The organism is Methylophaga sp. OBS3 (genome assembly GCF_026319325.1).
Lineage (GTDB): Bacteria > Pseudomonadota > Gammaproteobacteria > Nitrosococcales > Methylophagaceae > Methylophaga.
Genome location: NZ_JAPDMU010000007.1, coordinates 1 through 22825 on the forward strand (window position 1 = coordinate 1; position 22825 = coordinate 22825).

22 protein-coding genes and 1 tRNA gene are annotated in these 22825 nt (G+C 43.0%); 5 read left to right on the plus strand and 18 right to left on the minus strand.

What is annotated here, in order from left to right; genetic code table 11:
* The 9 genes from OMP94_RS10910 to OMP94_RS10950 all read right to left on the minus strand — a co-directional run.
* Nucleotides 1-1147, minus strand: a 1147-nt coding sequence (locus OMP94_RS10910; RefSeq protein ID WP_323135084.1) for a PQQ-dependent dehydrogenase, methanol/ethanol family, incomplete at its 3' end; no start/stop codon positions are given.
* Between the two features lie 198 nt (nucleotides 1148-1345).
* Nucleotides 1346-1990 (minus strand): response regulator transcription factor, encoded by a 645-nt coding sequence (locus OMP94_RS10915; RefSeq protein WP_266278337.1) that lies wholly within the window; start codon nucleotides 1988-1990, stop codon nucleotides 1346-1348.
* Between the two features lie 11 nt (nucleotides 1991-2001).
* Nucleotides 2002-3345 carry a sensor histidine kinase gene (locus tag OMP94_RS10920; protein ID WP_266278338.1) on the minus strand — a complete coding sequence of 448 codons (1344 nt, stop codon included), beginning with the start codon at nucleotides 3343-3345 and terminating at the stop codon, nucleotides 2002-2004.
* A 169-nt stretch (nucleotides 3346-3514) separates the two neighbouring features.
* On the minus strand, nucleotides 3515-3586 hold the full coding sequence (pqqA, locus tag OMP94_RS10925; RefSeq protein WP_081443609.1) for a pyrroloquinoline quinone precursor peptide PqqA: 72 nt from the start codon (nucleotides 3584-3586) through the stop codon (nucleotides 3515-3517).
* Between the two features lie 115 nt (nucleotides 3587-3701).
* On the minus strand, nucleotides 3702-4346 hold the full coding sequence (locus tag OMP94_RS10930; protein WP_266278339.1) for a response regulator: 645 nt from the start codon (nucleotides 4344-4346) through the stop codon (nucleotides 3702-3704).
* 1 nt (nucleotide 4347) lies between these two features.
* Nucleotides 4348-6054 (minus strand): PAS domain-containing protein, encoded by a 1707-nt coding sequence (locus OMP94_RS10935; RefSeq protein WP_266278340.1) that lies wholly within the window; start codon nucleotides 6052-6054, stop codon nucleotides 4348-4350.
* Complete coding sequence (gene soxZ / locus OMP94_RS10940; protein ID WP_266278341.1) at nucleotides 6051-6368, minus strand: thiosulfate oxidation carrier complex protein SoxZ; 318 nt, start codon at nucleotides 6366-6368, stop codon at nucleotides 6051-6053. Before soxZ ends, OMP94_RS10935 begins: the two co-directional genes overlap by 4 nt.
* Entirely contained in the window at nucleotides 6368-6856 is a 489-nt protein-coding gene (locus OMP94_RS10945) for a thiosulfate oxidation carrier protein SoxY (RefSeq protein WP_266278342.1), read from the minus strand. The genes soxZ and OMP94_RS10945 overlap by 1 nt, the downstream gene beginning before the upstream one ends.
* The gene (locus tag OMP94_RS10950; protein ID WP_266278343.1) at nucleotides 6856-8295 is read right to left on the minus strand and encodes a M48 family metalloprotease; all 1440 of its coding nucleotides are present in this window, start codon (nucleotides 8293-8295) and stop codon (nucleotides 6856-6858) included. The genes OMP94_RS10945 and OMP94_RS10950 overlap by 1 nt, the downstream gene beginning before the upstream one ends.
* Before the next feature lie 109 nt (nucleotides 8296-8404).
* On the opposite strand from OMP94_RS10950, the gene OMP94_RS10955 reads away from it, so the two are divergent.
* Nucleotides 8405-8635: a sulfurtransferase TusA family protein gene (locus tag OMP94_RS10955; RefSeq protein WP_266278344.1), complete on the plus strand. Its 231-nt coding sequence runs from the start codon at nucleotides 8405-8407 to the stop codon at nucleotides 8633-8635.
* Nucleotides 8636-8849: 214 nt separating this feature from the next.
* On the plus strand, nucleotides 8850-9479 hold the full coding sequence (locus OMP94_RS10960; RefSeq protein ID WP_266278345.1) for a DUF502 domain-containing protein: 630 nt from the start codon (nucleotides 8850-8852) through the stop codon (nucleotides 9477-9479).
* An 8-nt stretch (nucleotides 9480-9487) separates the two neighbouring features.
* Here the strand turns inward: OMP94_RS10960 and OMP94_RS10965 are convergent, their stop codons facing one another.
* Complete coding sequence (locus tag OMP94_RS10965) at nucleotides 9488-10375, minus strand: SdiA-regulated domain-containing protein (RefSeq protein WP_266278346.1); 888 nt, start codon at nucleotides 10373-10375, stop codon at nucleotides 9488-9490.
* Nucleotides 10376-10473: 98 nt separating this feature from the next.
* Nucleotides 10474-10541 (minus strand) — tRNA-OTHER (locus OMP94_RS10970).
* A 158-nt stretch (nucleotides 10542-10699) separates the two neighbouring features.
* On the opposite strand from OMP94_RS10970, the gene OMP94_RS10975 reads away from it, so the two are divergent.
* From OMP94_RS10975 to OMP94_RS10985, 3 genes are all read left to right on the plus strand, one after another.
* Nucleotides 10700-11938, plus strand: a complete 1239-nt coding sequence (locus OMP94_RS10975; protein ID WP_266278347.1) for a tyrosine-type recombinase/integrase — start codon at nucleotides 10700-10702, stop codon at nucleotides 11936-11938.
* A gap of 624 nt (nucleotides 11939-12562) precedes the next feature.
* A complete protein-coding gene (locus OMP94_RS10980; RefSeq protein WP_266278348.1) occupies nucleotides 12563-12814 on the plus strand; it encodes a hypothetical protein in 252 nt (83 codons plus the stop codon).
* Nucleotides 12815-12993: 179 nt separating this feature from the next.
* Nucleotides 12994-13956, plus strand: coding sequence for a hypothetical protein (locus tag OMP94_RS10985; RefSeq protein ID WP_266278349.1), 963 nt, complete (start codon nucleotides 12994-12996; stop codon nucleotides 13954-13956).
* Nucleotides 13957-14096: 140 nt separating this feature from the next.
* Here OMP94_RS10985 and OMP94_RS10990 read toward each other — a convergent pair whose 3' ends face one another.
* From OMP94_RS10990 to OMP94_RS11020, 7 genes are all read right to left on the minus strand, one after another.
* The gene (locus tag OMP94_RS10990; RefSeq protein ID WP_266278350.1) at nucleotides 14097-14744 is read right to left on the minus strand and encodes a hypothetical protein; all 648 of its coding nucleotides are present in this window, start codon (nucleotides 14742-14744) and stop codon (nucleotides 14097-14099) included.
* Nucleotides 14745-14786: 42 nt separating this feature from the next.
* Nucleotides 14787-15410, minus strand: coding sequence for a recombinase family protein (locus OMP94_RS10995; RefSeq protein ID WP_266278351.1), 624 nt, complete (start codon nucleotides 15408-15410; stop codon nucleotides 14787-14789).
* A gap of 154 nt (nucleotides 15411-15564) precedes the next feature.
* Complete coding sequence (locus OMP94_RS11000) at nucleotides 15565-15813, minus strand: hypothetical protein (protein WP_266278352.1); 249 nt, start codon at nucleotides 15811-15813, stop codon at nucleotides 15565-15567.
* A 14-nt stretch (nucleotides 15814-15827) separates the two neighbouring features.
* Nucleotides 15828-16541 (minus strand): M48 family metallopeptidase, encoded by a 714-nt coding sequence (locus tag OMP94_RS11005; protein WP_266278353.1) that lies wholly within the window; start codon nucleotides 16539-16541, stop codon nucleotides 15828-15830.
* 6 nt (nucleotides 16542-16547) lie between these two features.
* The gene (locus tag OMP94_RS11010) at nucleotides 16548-19667 is read right to left on the minus strand and encodes a type I restriction endonuclease subunit R (RefSeq protein ID WP_266278354.1); all 3120 of its coding nucleotides are present in this window, start codon (nucleotides 19665-19667) and stop codon (nucleotides 16548-16550) included.
* A 44-nt stretch (nucleotides 19668-19711) separates the two neighbouring features.
* The gene (locus tag OMP94_RS11015; protein ID WP_266278355.1) at nucleotides 19712-21001 is read right to left on the minus strand and encodes a restriction endonuclease subunit S; all 1290 of its coding nucleotides are present in this window, start codon (nucleotides 20999-21001) and stop codon (nucleotides 19712-19714) included.
* A complete protein-coding gene (locus OMP94_RS11020; protein ID WP_266278356.1) occupies nucleotides 20994-22769 on the minus strand; it encodes a type I restriction-modification system subunit M in 1776 nt (591 codons plus the stop codon). The genes OMP94_RS11015 and OMP94_RS11020 overlap by 8 nt, the downstream gene beginning before the upstream one ends.
* Nucleotides 22770-22825: the final 56 nt, after the last annotated feature.

Here is a 22825-nt window from a genome sequence, read left to right on the forward strand (position 1 = left end):
GGTCATGCAGACCAGTTTTCAGGTTTACGCCGTTTGACCAGTTAACTGCTGGGTCATATTTTTCTGCAACCAGCAATTCACCTGATTCACGATCCATGGTGTAACCGAAACCGTTACGGTCAAAGTGAACAGCAGTTTTACGCATTTTGCCGTTGATTTTTTGATCCGCAAGGATAACTTCGTTAACACCGTCGTAATCCCACTCATCGTATGGTGTCATTTGGTAGACCCATTTCGCCATACCAGTGTCTAAATCACGACCCCACAGAGACATTGTCCATTTGTTGTCGCCTGGACGTTGTACTGGGTTCCAAGTAGATGGGTTACCGTTACCGTAGTAGAACAGGTTCAGGTCTGGATCATAAGAATACCAACCCCAAGTTGTACCACCACCGATTTTCCATTGGTCACCTTGCCAAGATTTCAGTGAAGAATCCTTGCCAACTGGTTTCAACATAGACATTGTTTTGTCTGGGTCAACCAACATTTCTGCATCAGGACCAGTGCTGTACGCTTTATATTGAACGTTACCGTCTAAGTCGTATGCTTGAACATAACCACGAACACCGAACTCACCACCTGAGATACCAACGATGATTTTGTCTTTGAATACGTGAGCAGCAGCTGTGCTAGTCGCACCAACTTTTGGATCATCACGTTTGTCAGACCAAATCGCTTCACCAGTTTCAGCGTTTAAAGCTACCAGAGTAGTATCCGCTTGGTTCAGGAAGATTTTGCCGTCAGCATAGCTCAGACCACGGTAAACAGTGTCACAGCACATAACTGGCACAGTTTCGTCGTAGTTTTGGCTTGGCTCATATTTCCATTTGATAGCACCGTCGTTGTTTAAATCCAACGCGTAAACGATGTTAGGGAATGGCGTGTGAACGTACATAGTGCCGTCCATGACCAAAGAGTTACCTTCGTGGCCACGCAGAACACCAGTTGAGAAAGACCAAGCCATGTTCAGATCTTTGACATTGTCTTTATTGATTTGCGTCAAAGTGCTGTAACGAGTGTTTGAGTAGTTACCAGCAGGCATTACCCAGTTGTTTTCATTTTTTTGCAATGTAGCAAGTTCATCTGCAGCAACCAGACCTGGTGCTACTAAACCCATCATTGCAATTGATAATGTTTTCAGCTTCATAAAGTTATCCTCTATATTTTTTGTGTTCATGATGTTCAGCAGTGACTGCTTATTCATGAGGTTGTGACTTTATTCCGGTTTTGCCCCAAAATCATTAGGAGGTAATCACTATGTAATTGGGATTTTTTCCCGAACCAGCCTGTAAACCTTATAAAACCTTAACTAACACAAAAAACAAGAACGGGAAAAATATCCCGATTAGTCATTATTGATGACGTTGTACTTTATGGCTAAACGAACCAATTCAACCGATGAAGTAAAGCCAAGCTTATGTTTCAAAACGGTTTGATAGTTTGCAACGGTTTTATGTCCCAAACTGAGCTTTGCGGCAATTTCATCAAGTGGCAGCCCCTCAGCCAACAATCGGAACACTTCAAATTCCCTAACACTCAAACGGCGAGTCGGGTCATCATCACCTGACACACTCTGTAATGCGATGCGTTGTGCCATGTCAGAACTAAGATATGTTTTCCCCGTTGTAAAGACATGTCTGATGGCCGCTAATAATTCATTTGCATCACCAGACTTAGACACATATCCGACAGCACCGGCTGCCATCGACTGCACAGCCAATGTTGCGTTTTCATGCATGGAAAACATGATGACCCTTGCTTGTGCATAACGCACTTTTATTCGGCGTAATGCTTCAAGGCCACCAATCCCCGGCATGGTCATATCCATCACCACAACATCAGGATCGAGCTCGGTATACAACTGGTAGGCCTGTTCCCCACTTACCGCCTCACCGACAACTTCCATATCCTGATGACGCTCCAACATGCGTGCCAGCCCAGATCTGACAACTTCATGATCATCCGCTAATAATATTTTTATTGTATTCATATCGATACCCACTACAACGGTATACTCAACATCAGCTTCATCCCAGTCCCTGGTGATGATACTACCGTAAACTCACCCGATAGAGATTCAACTCTCTCCCTCATTGCCAAAAGACCATAACCGTCACTCACCTCATCAAGATCACAACCGTAACCATCATCACTTACGGTCAAGGTGACTTTCTCTGGTGTTTTCAGCAAATGTATTTTGACGGTTACTTTGTCTCCGGCATGTCGGAAGCTATTGGTAAGTGCTTCCTGTACCGCGCGATATACCGTCAAGTTTATCGTATCGGTTAAGCCGGCTAATTCGCCGTCGATACGAAGTTGGATATCCTGTCCTGGGTGACGTTGTCGTGAGTCATCGACGAGGTCAATCAAACTTGCTGCCAATCCAGCCGTCTCGAGAGACGGTGGTCGCAAACGTTTTAACATTGAGCGGACAATACCCGTGAGTTGCCGATTAATTTTATCGATCGACTCGCCCGCTTGTTTTGCTTCATCCAGATCTACCGCGGTTGCTATGGTCGCGGTATCAAATCTAATTGCCGTTAAATGCTGACCAATTTCATCATGTAGTTCGGCGGAAATACTTTTACGTTCATCTTCATGCAAGGTCAGTAGCTGTTCATTCAATTGACGTAATTGTCGATTGTAACGCTGCAATTGTTCGCCAATTTTATCGAGCTGGGTACCCGCGGTAATAATACCGGTCATCCCGGCTAATCGGCGGTGCTTCACAGGCTGGTTTTCAGTCATCTGGCGACTGATTTTTAATAATTTTTCGACCGGTTTAAAAATAAATGACGCTAAAACAGCAATCAGCAAACTACCGATAAGAAACATCAACATCAGCGGGAAAATAACTTCGGTACTGGTTTGCCAAACCTCGTTGATGACACTATTAAGATTATGGGTAATCCGGATCTGACCAAGTTGCTTACCGCCAAGCTTTACTTCTTTTTCGATAGGCTCGACATAAAGGTAGTTAGCCAGCATGTCGTAAATCCAACTTGGAATTGCGCTCGATTGGTCGATATTGAGCGGTTTATTGGCATCTAGTAACTCGCCCGATGGACTAATGAAATGCACATCGAGATGCTCAATGTTATGCATCCGTTTAAGATCAAAGATTCGCTTTATTGCGCGATCACTGGGGTACATGCCAGTTTGTTGAAATTCGGCTTGAAGTGCAACGGTCTGCAATTCGACAAGATAGTCTGTCAGCGCCGTTGTCATTTCCATATCGGCTTCGACTTGAGTATGCACATCCCTAAGTGCCATATACTCAGCAATGACAAGCCCTACCAGCAGTATGCCCATAGCGATGGTATTAATTCGGAGTAACAATCCCATGTTTACTGCCCAATGAACATGCTTGAATGACCTTGCTGCTAAATGGATTCTTATTTTAAATATACTTAGCTGCGTGAAAATATGAAAATGTGATCATTGATTATCTTACGACAGACAAAAAAAAGCCCCGAACTAATCGAGGCTTTTTTATTAAATGCGTTATCTGCGATTAACGATTGCAGATGTACATGGTTACTTCAAAACCGAAACGCATGTCTGAATATTCTGGTTTAGTCCACATGGTAATCACCTCCCAATTTATTCGGCCAATTCCGAATTACGATTACATGATAGGACGCAGCGTCAAATGACCACAGAGAAATTTACGCGTTAACACTCAGGATTTTCCTGAATGGTCAGGCATCTAGCAAACCACTACGAATTGCAAGGCGTGCCAGCTCTGCTGAGTTAGAGACATTGAGCTTTTGTTTGATATTGGTGTGATGCGTACCGACGGTTTTAGGGCTTAAACTCAAAATATCTGCGATGTCATTGACTGTTCTGCCCTCAGCCAATAATCGAAATACTTCAAACTCCCGCTGACTCAACACATCTAAAGGATTTTCTGAGCCGGTAAGTTTTTGCATGGCTATCTGCTGCGCGATTTCTGGTGCGATACAAGTTCGACCTTGTGCAACTAACTCTACGGCCTTCAGCATTTCTTCAGGTGCACTGCGCTTAGGAATAAAACCGAGTGCGCCTGCTTGCATAGCTCGCGTCGTAAATACGCTATCTTCATGAACACTTAACACCAAAATCTTGGCTTTGGGCTCACGGGCAATAATCCGCTCAATGGCACCGACACCACCAATACCCGGCATGGAAATATCCATGACCACCACATCGGGATGATGTTTGCCAAAGTCCTGTACTGCTTGCTCGCCACTGCCCGACTCACAAATCACCTCAAACTTTTCGCCATCTTCGAGTAAACGACGAAAGCCGGCCCTGACCAATTCATGATCATCAACAAGCAACACTTTAGTTTTGGTCAGACTCATGTCAGTTTTTTACTCCCAGAGGTATTACAACAGTCAGGTTTACACCTTCACCTAAACGACTGTCTAGGGTAAATGAACCACCCAGACTTTCCGCGCGCTCACGCATTCCCAACAAGCCAAAATCTACATCAGAATGAAAATCATGTACTTCCATCCCTTTACCATTGTCACGAATATTGATTTCTAATACGTCGCCACTATCAATGGTTTCACGATGAACAGCAATACTAATACGACTTGCACTAGCATGACGTACGGCATTGGTCACAGCTTCTTGTACAACTCGAAAAACTGTCATATTCGTTGATTCATTCAAGCCGCTGACATCACCCTGTACATCAAGGCTGAAAGTAATATCCGACTGACGTTCTTGCCAATTTTTCACGGTCTCTTCGAGCGTTGCTAGCAGGCCCAAATCATCTAAAGGACTTGGCCGTAAACGCGTAATCATATTATGCACAACATCATAAATATGACTTGCCGTATCAATGATTGCCTGCGAGCTTTGATATAACTTAGGCTCAGTATCTTGTGTTCGATTACGAATCAATACCGCATCCGTTTTAATCGCTGTCAGACATTGTCCCAACTCATCATGTAACTCCCGAGCAAGATGGCGACGCTCCGCTTCTTGGGCCTCATCCATATGTTTGGTAAGCATGCGAGTTTCATGTAATTGCGCACGGGCTTTTTCGGCTTGGCGATGTTCGGTGATGTCACGCAGCGTACAAATCACGCCGATCACACAACCATCTTTTTCAAGCAGCGGCACTGTCGACATTAACAAAGCGATTTTTTCACCGTCTGGTTGTACCAAACTGGTTTCCAGATTTTCTACCGCGCGGCAGCCTTCGATAACACTGATAATTTCATTACGATTTTCTTTTAAACCCAATGTCGCCAATGATTCACCAATCAACATCGGTGTTTGCCGAGAAAACATCCTTTCAGCGGTGGCATTACAGAAAGTGATATAGCCAGCGTGATCTAAAGACAAAATCGCATCACCGGACTGTTTTACCAAGGTGGCTAAACGACGGTTTTCTGCACTACTTAACTCTAGCGCTTCACCAACTCGATTAAATGTCTGACTGATTTGATCCATTTCAGCTAGTGCAAATCGCGGCAAGCGTAAATGTAAGTCACCACGCTCAAACCCTGATAAAGCATCGAGCAGACGTTGCAAAGGTCGCATTAACCAACCAACGCCCCAATACAAAAAAGCCGCTAGTAAAATAAAAATCACAATACCCAGCGCCATAATGTCGCGAATGTCGCGCCAGCGCTCGGCGATTTCTAACATTGGCGCGGCATAAATCACCATGTGACCATCACCAAAACGACGCGATAACGGTTTTATTTCTGGAAATAAATAAGAAACGAACCAATCCGGTGGGGTATCTTGCAGATTTTTATCAGGTTGGCCTTCAAACATCAGACCTTGTTGATCAAACATCAAAATATGCAGGCTACGCATTTCACTTAATGCCATCACCAGCTCTTTCATGTGTTCGCTCACTTCACGATCACGATTTAATCGTGCACCCGCCAAGGTCACGGTAATGATGTGAGCGGTGGTGTCCATGGTGTCTTGAACTTCCACTTTCACCGACTGTTTGGCATTGACCATCAATACCAAACTGCTTGCTACCACTGACAACAATAAAATCAGGGCAAAGAACAGATTTACTTTGAGCTTAAGACTCATTGCACCTCAGTTTCCGTCGTACCTTTGGCGCCCATATTATCGACCCAACGCAAACGAATAACATCGCCTTGTTTACCACCTTTTAACTGAAATGCAAAAAATGGATTTCGTGATGTCGCCGTACCACATTTGATGGTCAGCACTTCCTTATCATTCCGCCAGCAGCGAATATCCTGAATAAATTCAGCCGGAATCAATTCATCATCAGCATTTTTTGCCCTACCCGTGTGCATTGGATGCGCCAGCAAAATACGCACTAAGGTATCGCCATTTTGTAATTTGGCTCGGATCCGATCTTTACCGCGAACAGCCATTAAGCACAGCCTCCGATATCAATTTCGACAAAACGACGCGTGACATACAATTTATCGTCAGCTCGAATAACTGCCAACATATCAGAATCTTCGGCAACCTTGAGCATGGTTTTAAATGGCAACATCACATCGTCATTTGGCTCAAAACTCATTGCCAATGGTGAAGGATTTTTTTCCACCAACAATGCAACGTGCTTGATATTTTCCAGCGTTGTATTAATTTCAACCGGCACAGTTGCACCATTAATGGCATAAGTCGGTGGTGAGCCAACACTGAAATGCACGGCATCATCATCGATTAAATCTGCTTCCCCCAACAACGCCAGTAAAGCATCTTCAACGGTTTCAGCTTTAAACGCATCTCGCGGCCAATGGGCTAACACTTGTCTTGGTAATAACAAACCACTGCTCGCCACCATTGCCAACGTGGCTGCCGAAACGCCTCGTTTCAGCCAATACCGCCGTGCTTCATCAAATTCGTTGCTCATTAGAAGTTTTCCATCGTTGCCAATTGCGTTTCGATTTCACGCAAACGCGCACTGATTTTGGCACGTTGAAACTCATCTCCGCGAGCATAATCTGCTGCAATCCTTAATTGGTCTGCCGCGGCAGCCAACTGACCACTTTCATAATATGACTCTGCTAACCAAACATGAGATTCACTCAGATTACCCATTCGTTCATGGGCTTTAGCCAATAAACGATACAATTCTCGTGAGCTTTCCCCCACGTCTAATTGGCGCTGCAAAACCGTTACCGCTTTACGTGCTTGCCCAGCCCGTAATAACGCTTCAACTTGTTTCAAAGAAAGCGCCCGGTCATCAGGGTATAAACGCTGAAAATCATCGTAAATATCTAACGCCGCCGTTGTGTTACCAACAGCCATCTCAATATCCGCTAATGCCAGTTGATAAGCCAAGCGGTCACCATCTTTTTCAATCAATGGCATTAATACTTTACGCGCCTCAGTATGTTTATTACCGCGCATTAATGCCTGTGCCAAACCATAGCGGGTAATATCTGCATCATCGCCGTTTTCAGCCAATTTTTTACGATATTCATCTGTTTGTTCACTGAGATTATCAGTCATCATCACCCGCAGCTTTTCACGCATTAAATAAAACTGCTTGGTGTCACGACGATTTGTCGGCACCGGATAATTCTCAGCTCGGGCACGCGTTTCGGCGATACGTGATCCCGTGATGGGATGCGTTCTTAAAAATTCAGGAACATGACCACCACCATAAAACCGGCTGGCAACCTGTAATTTTTCAAAAAAGCTTGGCATTGCATAAGGATCAAACCCTGCATTCACCAATGTTTGCATGCCTAGATTATCAGCCTCCGCCTCATGAGCGCGGGTGTAGTCGATTTGCATCTGAATCGCCCCACCTTGCACCGCCATAATCGCCGCACTACCCGCGCTTGGATCGGCAATACCCAATAATGCCGCCGCAATCATGGCGGCCGTCATTGGCACACTTAAGCGTTCAGTTTTTTCATAACTACGAAGGATATGACGTTGCGTAACGTGAGCGATCTCATGCGCTAGAACAGAGGCCATCTCATCTTCGGTATCTGCCGTTAACATCAAACCACTATGAATACCGATAAAACCACCGGGTGCAGCAAAGGCGTTGATCGAGGCTTCGGGGACCATAAAAAAGTTATAAGGTCGGAGTGGCGCATCACTACTGGCTACCAAACGATTACCCAGATTTTTAATGTAATCGTTGATTTCAGGGTCTTGGACTAGGTCAACCTGTTGCTGTAACTGCCAGAAAAAGCGCTGACCAACCTGATATTCCTCGATAGGTGAAACAAGCGCACCGGCACTATCGCCCATATCGGGAAGCTGAATATTAGGGTTTGCATGGCTCAACATTGCTGTCAGCGCCAATACCGACATCATAATAAGTTTTTTCATAGTACTTTTAGACTCTGACTGTTAAGTCCGGTTCCAGCATTAGTGCCATGCGAAAATGCTGCAATGTGTTTATCATGACCGTCTGAAGTTTAATTTTGGAGACCCAAGTATGTCAGATTTTTCTGCAGAAATTGACACTTCCGGACTGAATTGTCCGTTACCAGTGCTCAAGGCCCGCAAAGCGCTCTCCACTCTGACAGCCGGACAACGATTACACCTTATCGCAACCGACAAAGGCGCAAATAAAGACATACCTGTATTTTGTAAGATGACTGGGAATCCACTGATCTCAACGCACGAAACCGACGAAAAACTTTACTTCATCATAGAGAAAGGCTGATAACGTCACAGAACCGTGTTGGGATATTCCGCGATACTAATGCCGGTTTCGGTATCCAATAAAACAACATCATAAACTCAACCAAGTGGATTCGTTTCCATATTGATGCTGAACAAAAGCTGCATACCAATAGCGGTAACCATGATCGCACTGCAAGCTTTGAGCATTTTCTTGCGAAGCCAACCTATAAATATAGGCCGATAGGAGGCCCAACATGGATTTTATCTGGAAAACATTTTTAAAAGGGCTTGCAGCTCTTTTGCCTGTTGGCCTGACGTTATATCTCGTCTATTGGCTGGCACTGTCGGCTGAAAAAGCGATAAGCCCGCTTATCAAAGCGTTTATTCCAGATCATTTTTACTGGCCTGGAATGGGCTTGCTGGCAGCCATCGGCCTTATTTTTGTTATTGGTATTGCCGTAAATGCTTGGTTAGTACAACGCCTGTTTGCCATGGGTGAGTCGATGATTGAGCGTATCCCACTTATCAAGTCTATCCATGGTGCGTTGCGTGACTTTATGCATTTTTTCTCGCGCGACAAACAAAAAGATAATCTCAATAATGCTGTTGCCGTCACGATTGGTGATATCAAACTAATTGGTTTTCAGGTGCGCGATAACGTTACCAATATTCTTGATAGCAATGAGACAGATACTACTGACAAAGTCGCGGTTTACCTGCCAATGAGTTACCAAATCGGTGGCTATACCGTGCTCATTCCTCGCGAGCAAGTTCAGCCATTAAAAATGGGCAATGAAGATGCCATGCGTTGGATATTAACGGCAGGACTTTCAACCAATGATAAAGATACCCGCCAAAAACCGGTAATCGAAATTCACCAGTAACTGAAAGGTTATTGCGCCTCACCACGGGTAAATTTATAAAACAGGTTAGGCTCACTCACAATATACACAGCATCATCAGGGCCGATGGCAAGTCCTTCGGCCTGTGGAATGCTTGCCTGTAGTCCATGTGCACCACGACGCAGATTAAGAAAGCTCACCGCCTCACCCGCTAAATCATACTCAACTACCATTTTTGACTCATCACTAAGAAACACAAGATGCCTTGCATGTTGATCGTGGGTTACTGATGACAAATCTCTGAGCCATAGCCGGCTTTTTCGTTCGGTATGCAATTGTTGGATGACTAATTTATTAGTGCTCAAAGTCCCTTCAATCAACCCCGTTATTGCCATTACACGAAGTGGATTACGTTCCTGCACCAATAACATACGCTGGTTATGTTCATCCCATGAAATACCTTCAAGACCTTTATTTCGCTTTCCAGACAAAGCCAAGCTCATCGAGGGCGCATCGGCAGTATCAATATTTGTCGTTGCTGAATCTATGGTGATCCACAACAAGCGCTGATCTCTTTCATCAATAATGACAAAAAGATTGTCGTGTACATGGCTAATCCCTTCCATATCTTCCACACCTTCAACGGCGATTTTTCGTAGCAAATTGCCACTATCATCCAGCTCAACAATATAAGGCTGACCATTCAACACCGAAAATAACGTACCGGTCTCGTGATTAAAGGTCAGGCCAGATAAATCATCAATATCGTCAATAGGCTTTGCATCAATGTCTACTTGGTAACTATTAAGGTTAAGTTCTGATGCAGCATTATGCTCATTTAATGAGTACCAAATCAGCGCTTCGAGCTTAAGCGCGTAGATAGTGCCAGCAACCACCGTCAACAAAGTAATCAAGATAAGAAACAGCTTTCTCAGCACAGGTGCGCCCTTTAGATAAGGTCTAAAAAAATTGATTAATTTATATGGCGAAGCTGAACAACAGCTTAAAAAGTGGAGTATGTGACGTGATAACAAACTGGCGTCCCCGGCAGGAGTCGAACCTGCGACCTTCCCCTTAGGAGGGGGATTTCACATACTCTATCACAGCCCAGAAACAAAATAATAAATAAACTATATCAATAGCTTAAAAATAAACACCTGTCTTATTGAGTTGCGTTAAGTCGCATACTTTCTTGCCATATGTTTACTGATTTGTTTACTGATTCCTGTTAAAATTTTGCCATACCCTACAGGAGGATGGCCGTGGGCAAAAGCATTACTACAGATACCCAAATACGCTCTTTGAAGCCCGGAAAAACCCCATACACCAAGACAATACAGAGCAGTAAATTAGATAAAGGTACGCTTCTGTTAATCGTTAATCCTGGCGGTAAGAAATCATTTAAAACTCGTTATCGTTATGATGGTAAACAAAAAGGCTTCTATATCGGTTCATACCCAAGCACTTCGCTTGCTGAAGCAGTGAAGAGACATAATGAAGCTATGAAGGCCCTGGATGCTGGTCAGGATCCCAAAATATATTTTGCACATAAACTTGCTGACCTGAAGAATAAAATTAATCTTCAGCAACTTTTCGAAAAATGGCTTGAAGCAAAAAAAACTGACAAAAATCTCTCTCTTCAAACTATATCTCGCCATAAGTGGAGGTGGGAAAAATATCTCAAAGACGAACTGGCTATCCTCCAAGTTGACGCAACTCAGCGACAACACCTCACAAACACTCTTGAAAAAATTAGAAAAAAATCAAAAGAAGAGTCTAGAAAATCACTATCAACACTTAACATGATGTTCAATTATGCTGTCAGTGCGGGGTACATTAGAGACAATCCATTGTTAGGCATAAAGGCCAGTGATCTTGGCTTGCAAGCATCTAAACCTCGCAACAGATGGTTGAACCTGAGCGAACTAGTGAAACTATGGAAATATCTGGGTGACTTCAAAAACAAAATATCGATCCAATCCAGAATCGCAATAAAGATTGCTATTTTGACCGGTGCCAGAAGAACAGAAATAACCCAAATGGAGTGGTCAGAATTGGATTTTGATTCACAAATATGGACTATCCCAGCGCACAGAGCAAAAAACAAAATTGAGCATGAAATCTTCTTATCAGACCTAAACATTTCTCTTCTGAAACAAATTAATGAAACTACTGAGGATTACAAATACGTTTTTGTATCGCCACAAAAAGCTTCTAAAGGGATTGATGAACCGCTAAGTAAGGATGTTTTATCGAGAGTGATACTTAAACATCGAGATGAATTAAAAATTCCCGCGTTCACTTTCCATGATTTAAGACGCTCTGCTGCCACTAACTGGGCAGAAGAACTTAAAATTAATTCTGATGTTATTGAGTTAATGCTCAATCACAGACCCCAAAATAAGCTTGTAGCTACATATCAAGCGGCCAAAAGAAGTTCTGAACAAAAAGCAGCATGGATAGAATGGGGTAATTTTTTAGAAAAGAAACTCCTAAGTTAATACAAGTTTTCAAAGAATGGGTTCTCTTCTCATACGTACAGCAAACTCGTTGCGGCAACGTTGGTTCGCTTGATATTTCAGGGTGACTCCCTAGCTAAGAACCGTAAGTGCAAAAAGAAAATTAGATCCTGAAACTATAGTAATAACTAGGCTATACATAATTCACAGGGCTTGCCTGGATAAGCTGGTATTGATAATCAAACTTACCAAATACTATTGAATCTATCTCTAGATTAACTGTCTTAGTAAAATTTCTTCTAATGCATAGACAACGTAACTCATTGAATAATATTGTGATAGTTTAGAAGAGCAATCATGGCGTGCAATTCATGCTTAATCTAGCACTCAATCTAATTCAACCAGTGTTCTTACGGATAACGCTTTACAATGGACTATTAATTCAGCGCATAAATTGGAGAAGGGATGTTTCATTTATTGACGAGATTTAGGGGATGGGGTGATCACTCAGGCACTGTTATGACAGATAGGATGCATATCAAAGATAACGATCCTCTAGTCAGTCCCCTCTTAAAAAATGGCAAAACCGATTTGGAGTAGATCAGGCGCCACCCTGCTTTACTTGTCCAGGAACCGCAGGTTGCCAATCCACAGCCAGCAAGAGTGGTGTACATAGCCGATATTAAAGAGGTCGGGGGCGAATACCGGCTTGATTATTATCCTGCAACGGGTATTGATCCGATTCCTGCAAACCGAGCAGTTGAACTGCTACAGGAGACAGGATATTTATGCAGGCGTGCAGAAGACATCTGGGTGAACCAGCACATTATTCAGGATGTAATGGATTTGATTGCGAAGGCCGAATATGTAGTGTGTGATTTGACCGGTAAAAACCCGAATGTCTTGTATGAAGTGTGAATTGCTCACTCTTTGGGAAAGAGGGTCATCTTGCTGGCATAGTATATTCAGGATGTACTGCTTGATTTAAGAAGTATTCGTTGCCTAACCTACCATAACAACGATCAAGGGCGTGAGGAATTAAAAGCGAAGCTTCGAGGCAAGCTGTTGGAAGAGAGTTTTTTTAGGAAACAAGTGCGATGAATATGAAGTTAACCTTCGGTCTGTTTATTACATCATTACTGCTGCCCCTGGTAAGTCAGGCGGAGTCTGCTGAGTCATTTGTAGGGGTGAAGCCAGACAAGGAAAGCTGCAATCACGATAACAATGAGTTTTCCGCTTTACCCTCTATTACTGAAGAGAAGGCACCTTTTATTGATTTGTATGCCGAGGATCTCAATCAACGAATAAACAAAAACATTGGTGAGACGTGTCAGATAGACGGGATAGGCATCAAGGGAAGGATTTCAAAAGAGACTTATTTCACCATCAAGCTGGCGCTGGCATTGATAGATAAGAGGCCGGAAAGCAAGCGTTCGCTAAAAATCTGGCTTGAGAGTCCTGGCGGTGTTATTCGGGATGCCATGAACATAGGGCGGCTGGTATCAGCGAACAACATGGAAGCTATGATTCCATTTAATGGTGGCTGTTATAGTTCCTGTGTACTGATCTACGCGGCAGCATCATCACGTTGGGGTATCGGTGAGTTAGGAATACACAGGCCTTTTTCCTATGAGGTCTCGACCAAAGAAATAACGCATGAGGAATACCTATCACATTACGAGGTGATCTCAGAAGAGATGAGAACTTACCTGGCCAGTTACGGCGTCTCCCCCGGACTTGTAGATGAAATGAATGTGATTCCCTCTGATGATATTAAACTCATTGAACTGGGGCAACGAGACAAGTATGGGCTTGGTATCGAGAACATCGCTTTTGTCGAATACGATAAAGCAAAAACCATCGAGTTGTGTGGTCGGGACTATTATGAGCAACACCTGGCGCATAGTCAGTATTTGAAATCCTGTCGTGAACGTCTCCAGGTAACAGGGTTTGATAGTGATGCGCCATGCTGGGAAGAGGCCAAAACGGCCTTTCCTGAGTATAGACAAGACTTTCAAGGCTGCCAGGTTAAAAAGCACGAAAGGTTTCAAGGCCGTTGAGAATGTGAGGTGGTTTTAGTAAGCGGTAAATTTTGCCTTGGGATCGATAAGATATGGATTAAAGTGTATCAAGAGAAGATTGCAGACGACTGCTGAAAAATACTATAAATCAATAGGTTTGTGGCCTATTCAAATTTGAATTAAACAATTAGCTTTGAGAGAACCTCATTCTTATATTTCTTGAAATGTGCTTGCTTATAGGCCCTATTAACATACATAGGGTGATAAAAATGGTTCTCAGAGAATTTTCTCTTGTAAATAGTGCGAATTTTTTTTGAAGAGTTTACAAAGATATTCTCAGCCACATTGTGTAAGTAATGGTTTTTCAAAACATCTTTTCCAAAACCAAAATATGTAGGCTTGTCATTGAAGCGAGTGTATATGTTCTCAGAAAACATAAACTCCGATGAACTGGATGTTTTTTCTATTGCCTCGTGGATATTTTGGTTCTTTAAATTAAATGTGTTGAATAATTGAATTACGCCATCGAGTGATTGAGTTTTCGCCAAATACCAGCCATTAAATAATTTCTCAATAAACCCCATAGTTGAATCAACAGAAAACTCATACCACCAATCGCACATTGGCTGTTCATCGAATCTATTTTCATCATAAAAGCCAGAAATTAGACCGAAATTCTGCTTTGATATTTTCATCAAAGGCTCAGCACTACCGGGGTTGGCTAGGACTACATTACCAATTAAATTCCAACCTTTTCCAAACTGTAGAAGTGTATTTCTCCTGTAACTTAATCCATCAAGTTCAAAATATTCAGCGAATACTTTCAAAAACTCCCCCTTTCAATTTGGACAAGTAAGGACCATTCTAACTCAACTCTGAGTAAGTAGAACTTCTCTGCTTCTTTGTACTGTAGATGGAGCACATCCAACAATCTCAGCAGTCTTTCTGACACTAAAGCCTTTTTTTATCAATTCATGGATTTTTTTGTGCATGCTTTCATTCAGAGGCCTCCCTTTATACCGCCCTTCAGATCTAGCTTTCTCAATGCCCTGCTTCTGACGTTCTTTCCTTTGTTCATAATCCTTACGAGCAATAGCTGCAAGCATATCTAACATCATGTTATTGACTGCATCTAACATCCTGGAAGTAAATTCATCTGAATTTGCAGTCTTCATAGCTGCATGACTTGTAGGTAAATCAATAGAAACAACCCTTAGACCTTTCGAATTAATACTAGCCCGTAATGACTCCCAGTCATCACGTTTAAGACGGCTGAGACGATCTACAGACTCCACGAGAATAATGTCACCTTTCATTGAGTCTTTTAATAGTCTCAACAACTCAGGTCGATCTGATTTCGTTCCAGATTCGTTTTCAATAAACCAACTGGCAATCTTCTGGTTCGATTCTTTTGCAAACTGTTCTAAAAGGGATTTTGCACGGGCGGCATCTTGCTCTAAGGTAGATGCCCTAAGATAAGCACGAATGAACACTAGAATACGCTCCTGTACCGATTTGGGCTGTATTCATTATACTGTACTCGTATGGATAATAAAATTTATTTATCGATACACCATATCGGATAAATTTGGTGTATTCGTTAATGCATACCCAAAAAGAACAGTAATTTTGGTGAAGACTTTCGTCTTATGCTTTTAAGCCGTTAAAGTCTTTTTCGATAGCTTCGTAATCGACTTTATTCGCCATATCTTTGGTGAATGAATCTGATAGCACACTAGTCAGAGCAGCTTTAAATGGGTACCCCTGATCCATCAAATCAGCAGTTTGTGCTGCAATATGGTTGTACTCATCAAAACACTCGTTTTCTTTACAACACGTTCCCATAGGATCGTTTTCATACAGTGTTTGGCATAGATTATTGAATAGTGTATCCATCACATTTTTCCCTACTACATGACAAGCCTAGATGAATTTTCTTTCAACCAGTCACGACAATTTTGATAGTCAGGCATAACCCTGGCCACTTCATTCCAAAACTCAGGTGAGTGGTCGTTTCTGATTAAGTGACAGAGTTCATGAATCACAACGTAATCAACCATTCGATTGGGAGCCATCATGATCTGCCAGTTGAATTCCAACTCACCTTTTGGCGTACAACTTCCCCAACGAGATTTGAAGGTTTTAACGCCAACATTAGGCACTTGAACGCCAACAATCGGTGCAAACCTTTTCACTTTCTCAACAAGCTTTTGTTCAGCTTGTCGCTTGAACCATCTAACAAGAGCATTACGAATGATATGTGGCTGATTACCATCTTGGGGTACGGTAACAATCAAACGCCCATTAATTAAACGAACTGGTGTAAAGCTTCCACGTTCGACTTTCAGACGGTAATTTCGTCCTAGGTAGGAAAATGCCTCTCCCGACACAAATTGCTTGTCACTAACCGGTGACATTTCTCTTTGTAGCGTTATTTTGTGTTTAATCCACTGACGCTTCGACGATAACAGTTCATCAATTTTTTCTAGTGACGTAGAGATGGGAACAACGACTGAAACAGCACCCTCTTCCACTTTGATATCTGCAGACTTTCGACGGTTGGTACGAATGACTTCTGCAATAAAGCCATGACCATCAAGGTATTCTGGTTTATGGATCACCATATTGGATTAACCAAACTTCGTTTTTGCTAAATCAACAAATTTATCCTGGATGGCATTAATTATTGTTTTGTCAGCAAATGAACAGTCAATCAACGTTCGTTTTATTTCTTTTCTTGCATGCTTAACCTGGTTTGGTTTGTTAAAGAAATCGATAATTTGTGTCACTTCATCAAACATCTTCACCAGTGCTTGCGAAGCAGTTCTGACTTCTTCAACAACACCATCATCGACAATATCGCTGTCATTATCTCGCGTCACTTCAGCCATTAACGCGTTATAAAACGCATATTCGGTATCACTCAAATTTAAGTCTTTCGCTTGCTGGCTGTATTCTGTTTTGATGTTGTTGAGCATATCTTTGAGCATTTCTAACTGAACCTCCCATTTGCCATCAGTTTTCTCAATGATGTCACGCAGACGCAAACTCAATGATTTGTAGTACTCAGGATCTTCTTCAAGATTGACTGTGATGTGGTGCTTGATAGCACTCTCTATTTCAGAAGCGCGTGACTCTTTGGATTGAATCTTTTCCAGACTCTCTTCAAAGTTTGCGGCCATCAAATCAACCGGTGGGATTTTTGGATCAATCCCTGTACTGATAATGTGCTCATCCACAAGCCTTTTCACTTTTTCACCAGCATCACTAATATTGAGGCTGTCATCGCGATATTTGTTTCTCGCCGCGTTCTGAATTTTGCCCCAAAGTTTTAAGTCGGGGATAAATGGCTTAGCAGAAGCATCTGGCAAAATGATGTCGATTTGCTTGGCAAAACGTTTAAACAAAATATCAAACTGATGCCGTAAATCTTCATCTTTCAGATACAACACATAATCATCTACATCATTTCCAGTTACAGGACTCAGAAATTGTTTGATCTTGGTCTGTGCTGCTTTCAGTTTCGGGACTTCATCTTTCAGCGAATAATACGTGCCTTCAACATCGTCATTACTAAATGATTTAAGAGCACTGCTGAGATCATCTGACAATCCGTAGTAATCAACAATGAAACCAGCGGACTTGCCTTTATATGTTCGATTTACCCTGGCAATGGCCTGCATGAGAGTGTGATCTTTCAAACTTCTATCGATATACATGACTTGTGCAATAGGCGCATCGAAGCCCGTCAGTAACATATCTTTGACTATTAAAAAACTCAGCGGACTCTTGTCTAATGGCTTTTTAAAACTCTCAACCGCGTTGTCTTGTGAAACTTTGTTTGTGTGCTTAGCGATATATTCAAGGTCATTGTGATTACCCGAAATAATAACTTCTGAAGGAGGTGCCTTTAACAAATCCAACTGTTTCTTGTATTCAGTTGCTGCGTGGCGGCTACCAACTACAATCATGGCTTTAAAACCATTTGGCTGAATATGCTCCCTGTAGTGCTTCAGCAAATCCATACATACCCAACGGATTCTAGCGGGCGCTTCTCGCACAGCCCGTTCAACACCATACTTTTTCTTTATCTCAAGCTTTTCTTCTTTGCTTTTATCTTTGAAGTATTCTTCGAATAAGGCATCCAGCGAACTACCAACGACGTCCGTTTTTACCTGGCGACCTTCATAGATAATTCTAACTGTAGCCCCATCTTCAACAGCTTCATGGATTTTGTAATGATCAATATAGTCACCAAATGCCTGATCCATTTTCTGGCTTTTCAGCAATGGAGTTCCTGTGAAACCAATCTTAGGAGCGTTCGGTAAAGCAGCGTTAATGGTGGCACCCAAATTACCAAATTGGGTTCGATGTGCTTCATCCGCCAGCACAATAATTTTGTCACTGGGGTTTAAATCAGTGAAATTACCCTCTTCTTCTGCATCCTGAAATTTCTGCACAGTGGCAGTGACAATATCTGAAGCATCACTCTTTAGTAATTCTCTAAGCTTACTGACAGATTTTGCATTTTTAATGGTTTCATCTTGGGCATTCGCAAAAGTATCCGTTAGCTGACCATCAAGTTGTGTGCGGTCAGTGACAAAGACCAATTTGTATTGCTGTAATAGAGGATCTCGGCGGACTTTTAACGCCAGCATCACCATAGTCAGAGACTTACCCGAGCCTTGTGTGTGCCAAACCACACCTGATTTATCTTTTCGTGACTCACCTGTCTTTAAACGTTCAACAACTTTCCTGACCGCTCTGAATTGCTGGTACCGAGCAAGCTTTTTAATCAAGCGACCTTCTTCAAGTTCGTAAACAGTGAAGTTAAGGATTAAGTCGAGAAAAATCTCAGGCTTGAACATCCCCATCAACAAACGTTGTTGGGCGTTGATTTCAGGCTTATCTTTATCCAACTGAAAAGCCACTTTTTCAGCATTGGTTAGATATTCTGCTGATGCGACATCTTGTAGGTTTTTGGTTCCATTCACATTGCTGTTTTGATCATTCAGCAAATTGTTGATGTCACTGTCAGTGAATGGGTAAGGATCTTTCCAGTCACTATAAAATTGCGCGGTGGCGCTGATAGTACCGACTTTGGCATGATCGCGAGACATCGCCACCATCATCTGGTTATACCAAAACAGCTTCTGCGCACCCTCATCGTTTTCTGGCTGACGCAGGTTGGCATAGCGACGAAGTTGGTCAATACCCTCAGCAATGGGGTTACTAGCAAGGTAAGGTGATTTACATTCAATGACCGCTAGAGGCAATCCATTCACGAAACAGACAATATCAGGAATGATGGTTTGATTAACGCCCTCAACCTTGAACTGGTTGGTACAGATAAATTCGTTATTCTCAGGATTATCAAAATCGATAATTTTGATCGTCTGATCTTTACGGCCTGTTCCCAGATCTTGAGGTTTGGAGGTGTAATGAACCAGCAGCTTATAGATGGACTGGTTGTATTCCATCAAGCCTGCGTGATTCGGATGCGTTATCTCACGTATCGTTTTACGTAAGTTTTCGTCACTAATCCATGGGTTCAGGCGAACTATAGCCGCTTCCAGACGCTTTACCAGCACCACGTCTCGGTAATAACCTCTTTCACCTTCAGAGGTGCCGTCAGCAAACAACGTCGGGGCAAGTTCAGCACCGGGTACATATTTCCAGCCAAGTCGCGTTAGTTGCTCAATGGCGGGAAGTTCAACTTTTTCTATTTCATCCTGAAACATGACGTGCATGGATGCACTAATGCCGCGAGCGCATGGATGCGCAGGAGCGGCGACTAGACAGCCACTCGACCCTCCAAATTATTATTATCGAGTTTGACCCGGACTTTACCGGTTAATAGGTCTTGCATTAAGGCTTTTTTTATTTTCTCGAACTGATTGAATCTATCATTTGCTAATTCAAGTTTCGATTCGACCGATCGCACTACTGATGCAATCTGCTTTTGCTCATGACCAGATGGCATTGGCAAATAAAGCCCCTTGATGATTCCAATTGTAAGTTGGGGTTGCGCACTCCCAAATGCTAGTAGTTCTATTTGTTCACGTAATACAGGGGCATTCATTAAAAGATGAAGGTACTCAGGAATAACCTTTTCTGAACCATTACGTATGATAGCCATGCCTGAGTTAATTCGGATATGCGCATATGGAACGTCATCACCGTAATACGCAATATTTCCCACAGTACCCCTTGTTGTTATCACTATATCGCCACGAATCAGTTTTCCTTTTCGCAAAGCATCATCTTTATCCTTGATAAGGAACATTTTTTCTTCAAAAACAAAACCGCGCTTGGTTACATTCTTTGCAGACAAAAACAAGCAATGCTCCCACTGGTAAAAATCTTTCTCCTTCGGATATTCACTTCCGCGATCACCATCTAAGACTTCGATATCAAATGAATCGATAGTGCCAACATCCCACCCCACCGGTATCCGCCCCACCGGCGAATCCTTGAACTCAGTATGCCCTATCCCTTTGGTCAACAACTCTTGCATCATGCCTGTCTTAAGGTCTTTCAGCTTGTCGATCTGTGCGCGGGTCTTTTCGATCACGTCATCGACGGTGGACAGGATGGCAGCGATTTTTTCTTGTTCGGGAAGTGGGGGGAGCGTTACACGTATTTTCCTAACATTTGAGGACGAAATTTCGGCAAAGGTACTCCCGGCTGAAACTTTTTCAAGTTCACCCCGAATCCAAGTAATGTATTGATACAAGTATTCTGCTAGTACATCATCCTTACACCGCAAAGACTGAAACCCTTGATTGGTTGTCATTGGCACAGTATTAATCGCTACATACCCGATACTAGCCCGACTGGTCATCAATACTGTACCCGGCGGGTGTAGCTTGGCGGAACTTTTATCTAGCCCAAACTGAGTTATGTATTCCTTCGTACCTGATATGTATTTTGAAGTTCGAGAAGTAATTTCACTCGGTGACACCCAAGGAATTTCACCGCCCCAATATTCACCTACCGACCTATCTGGGGTTCCGCCACCGACAACATCACAGAATGTGGCAAGTTCAGCTGAAGACCACCCTTCAGGAACTGGATTACTCATACCCCAACTCCGTCAGATACACCTTCATCACTTCTTCAGCTTCTGCCACTTGTGAATCCAGTTCTTTCAACGACACCCGGTATTTGTCCCACCACCGTTCAAGCTGGGTTATGACCTTGGCATCAACATCACCAACAAATTCTCGAATCTGCTCCTTGGATTCTATTGCGGGATTAAAGTCATAGTAGTCTTCATCGCGTTTGATAAAGACACCGCTGACATCGGTCGCTCCCGGCGTCCTGCCTCCCGCGACACTCGTACATCCCTGTACATCGAACTCTTCCAGTATTTCTTCGCGAATATATTCGCTCTCGACTTCTCGAACCGGAATACCACCATGCAAAATCGCCCGTACATCAAAAATTTCTGGTGGTGGGCTAGTGTCGGCATAGCGGCGAATATTCAGGTTGTAGTCTTTTTCGGCAATATTCTCCAAAGTCACGATCTTTGAATACCGTTTGATTTCTTCAAAGCCATCAAAGGTCTGAACAATCTTTTCAAGATCTTGTGGGCGAAGTTTGTTTTGGTTTTTGCCTTCTTCAAATTCCAGTTCGCTGTTGATAAACAGCACCTTGCCCTTGCGTTCAGCCGGTTTGTTTTTATTGATAATCAGCAAACAGGCAGGGATACCAGTCCCATAGAACAAAGCTGCAGGTAGACCAATCACAGCTTCTAACAGATCATCGTCAAGAATGCCTTTGCGAATAGCTTTTTCACTGGAGCCACGGAACAGCACACCGTGAGGCATTACTACCCCCATCATGCCCTCTGCATTCAAGCTGGCGATCATGTGCTGAACAAAGGCAAGGTCACCGGCATCTTTGGGAGGTGTACCATAGGGGAAACGTCCATAAGAATCAGCGTCGGCTTCATCCTTACCCCATTTTTTAAGGCTGAATGGTGGGTTGGCAATGACCCTATCAAAGGTCATCAGTTCGCCATGCTGAGTATGTTGAGGTTCTCTTAGCGTATCGCCCTTTTGAATGTCAGCACTGTAAACACCATGCAAGAACATGTTCATCTTGCAGATTGCCCAGGTATTCAGGTTCATTTCCTGACCAAACAGGGATAGGTTAGACGGGTTTTCACCATGCTTAGCCAGATAATTACGTGTTTGCACCAACATACCGCCAGAACCGACTGTAGGGTCGTAGATACGCATACCCGCATGCGGTTTGAGCAGTGAAACCAGTAAGTAGACCACCTCTGATGGCGTGTAGAATTCACCACCTTTTTTACCCGAACTATCAGCGAACATTTTGATGAGATACTCGTAAGCCGTACCCAGTAAATCTGGTCGTTCGAAATCTTCATTACGCAGACGGTAGCGGCTGAAGTGAGAGAGCAAATCTCTCAGCTTCTTATCAGACAGTTTGTTTTTGATATTGAAATCAATCGATACCAACACACCTTCCAGTGTCGGATTGTATTCTTCAATCGCTTCAGTGGCTTTGTTTAACTCTGATCCGATATCGTGTTTGAGATCTTTGATGGTTTCCCAACGGGCAATGGGCGGAATGTAAAAGGTTTTGTCATATTCGTCTTCATCATCCGCCAGTTCTTTTGCTTGGGCTTCTGATTTGCCCTTGTCCATGTAGTAACGAATAACACCTTCCTGAGCCTCTTCAAAGGCATCTGAAAGCCGTTTGAGGAACATCATGCCGAAGATGTAATCCTTATACTCTGAGGCATCCATATTGCCCCGAAGAATGTCAGCGGTTTCCCAGAGAAAAGACTCTAGTTGTTGTAACGTAATCCCATGACTCATCAATACAAATCCATCTACTTTAGTTTTGATTGTTATTTAACTTTGCGATAACACAT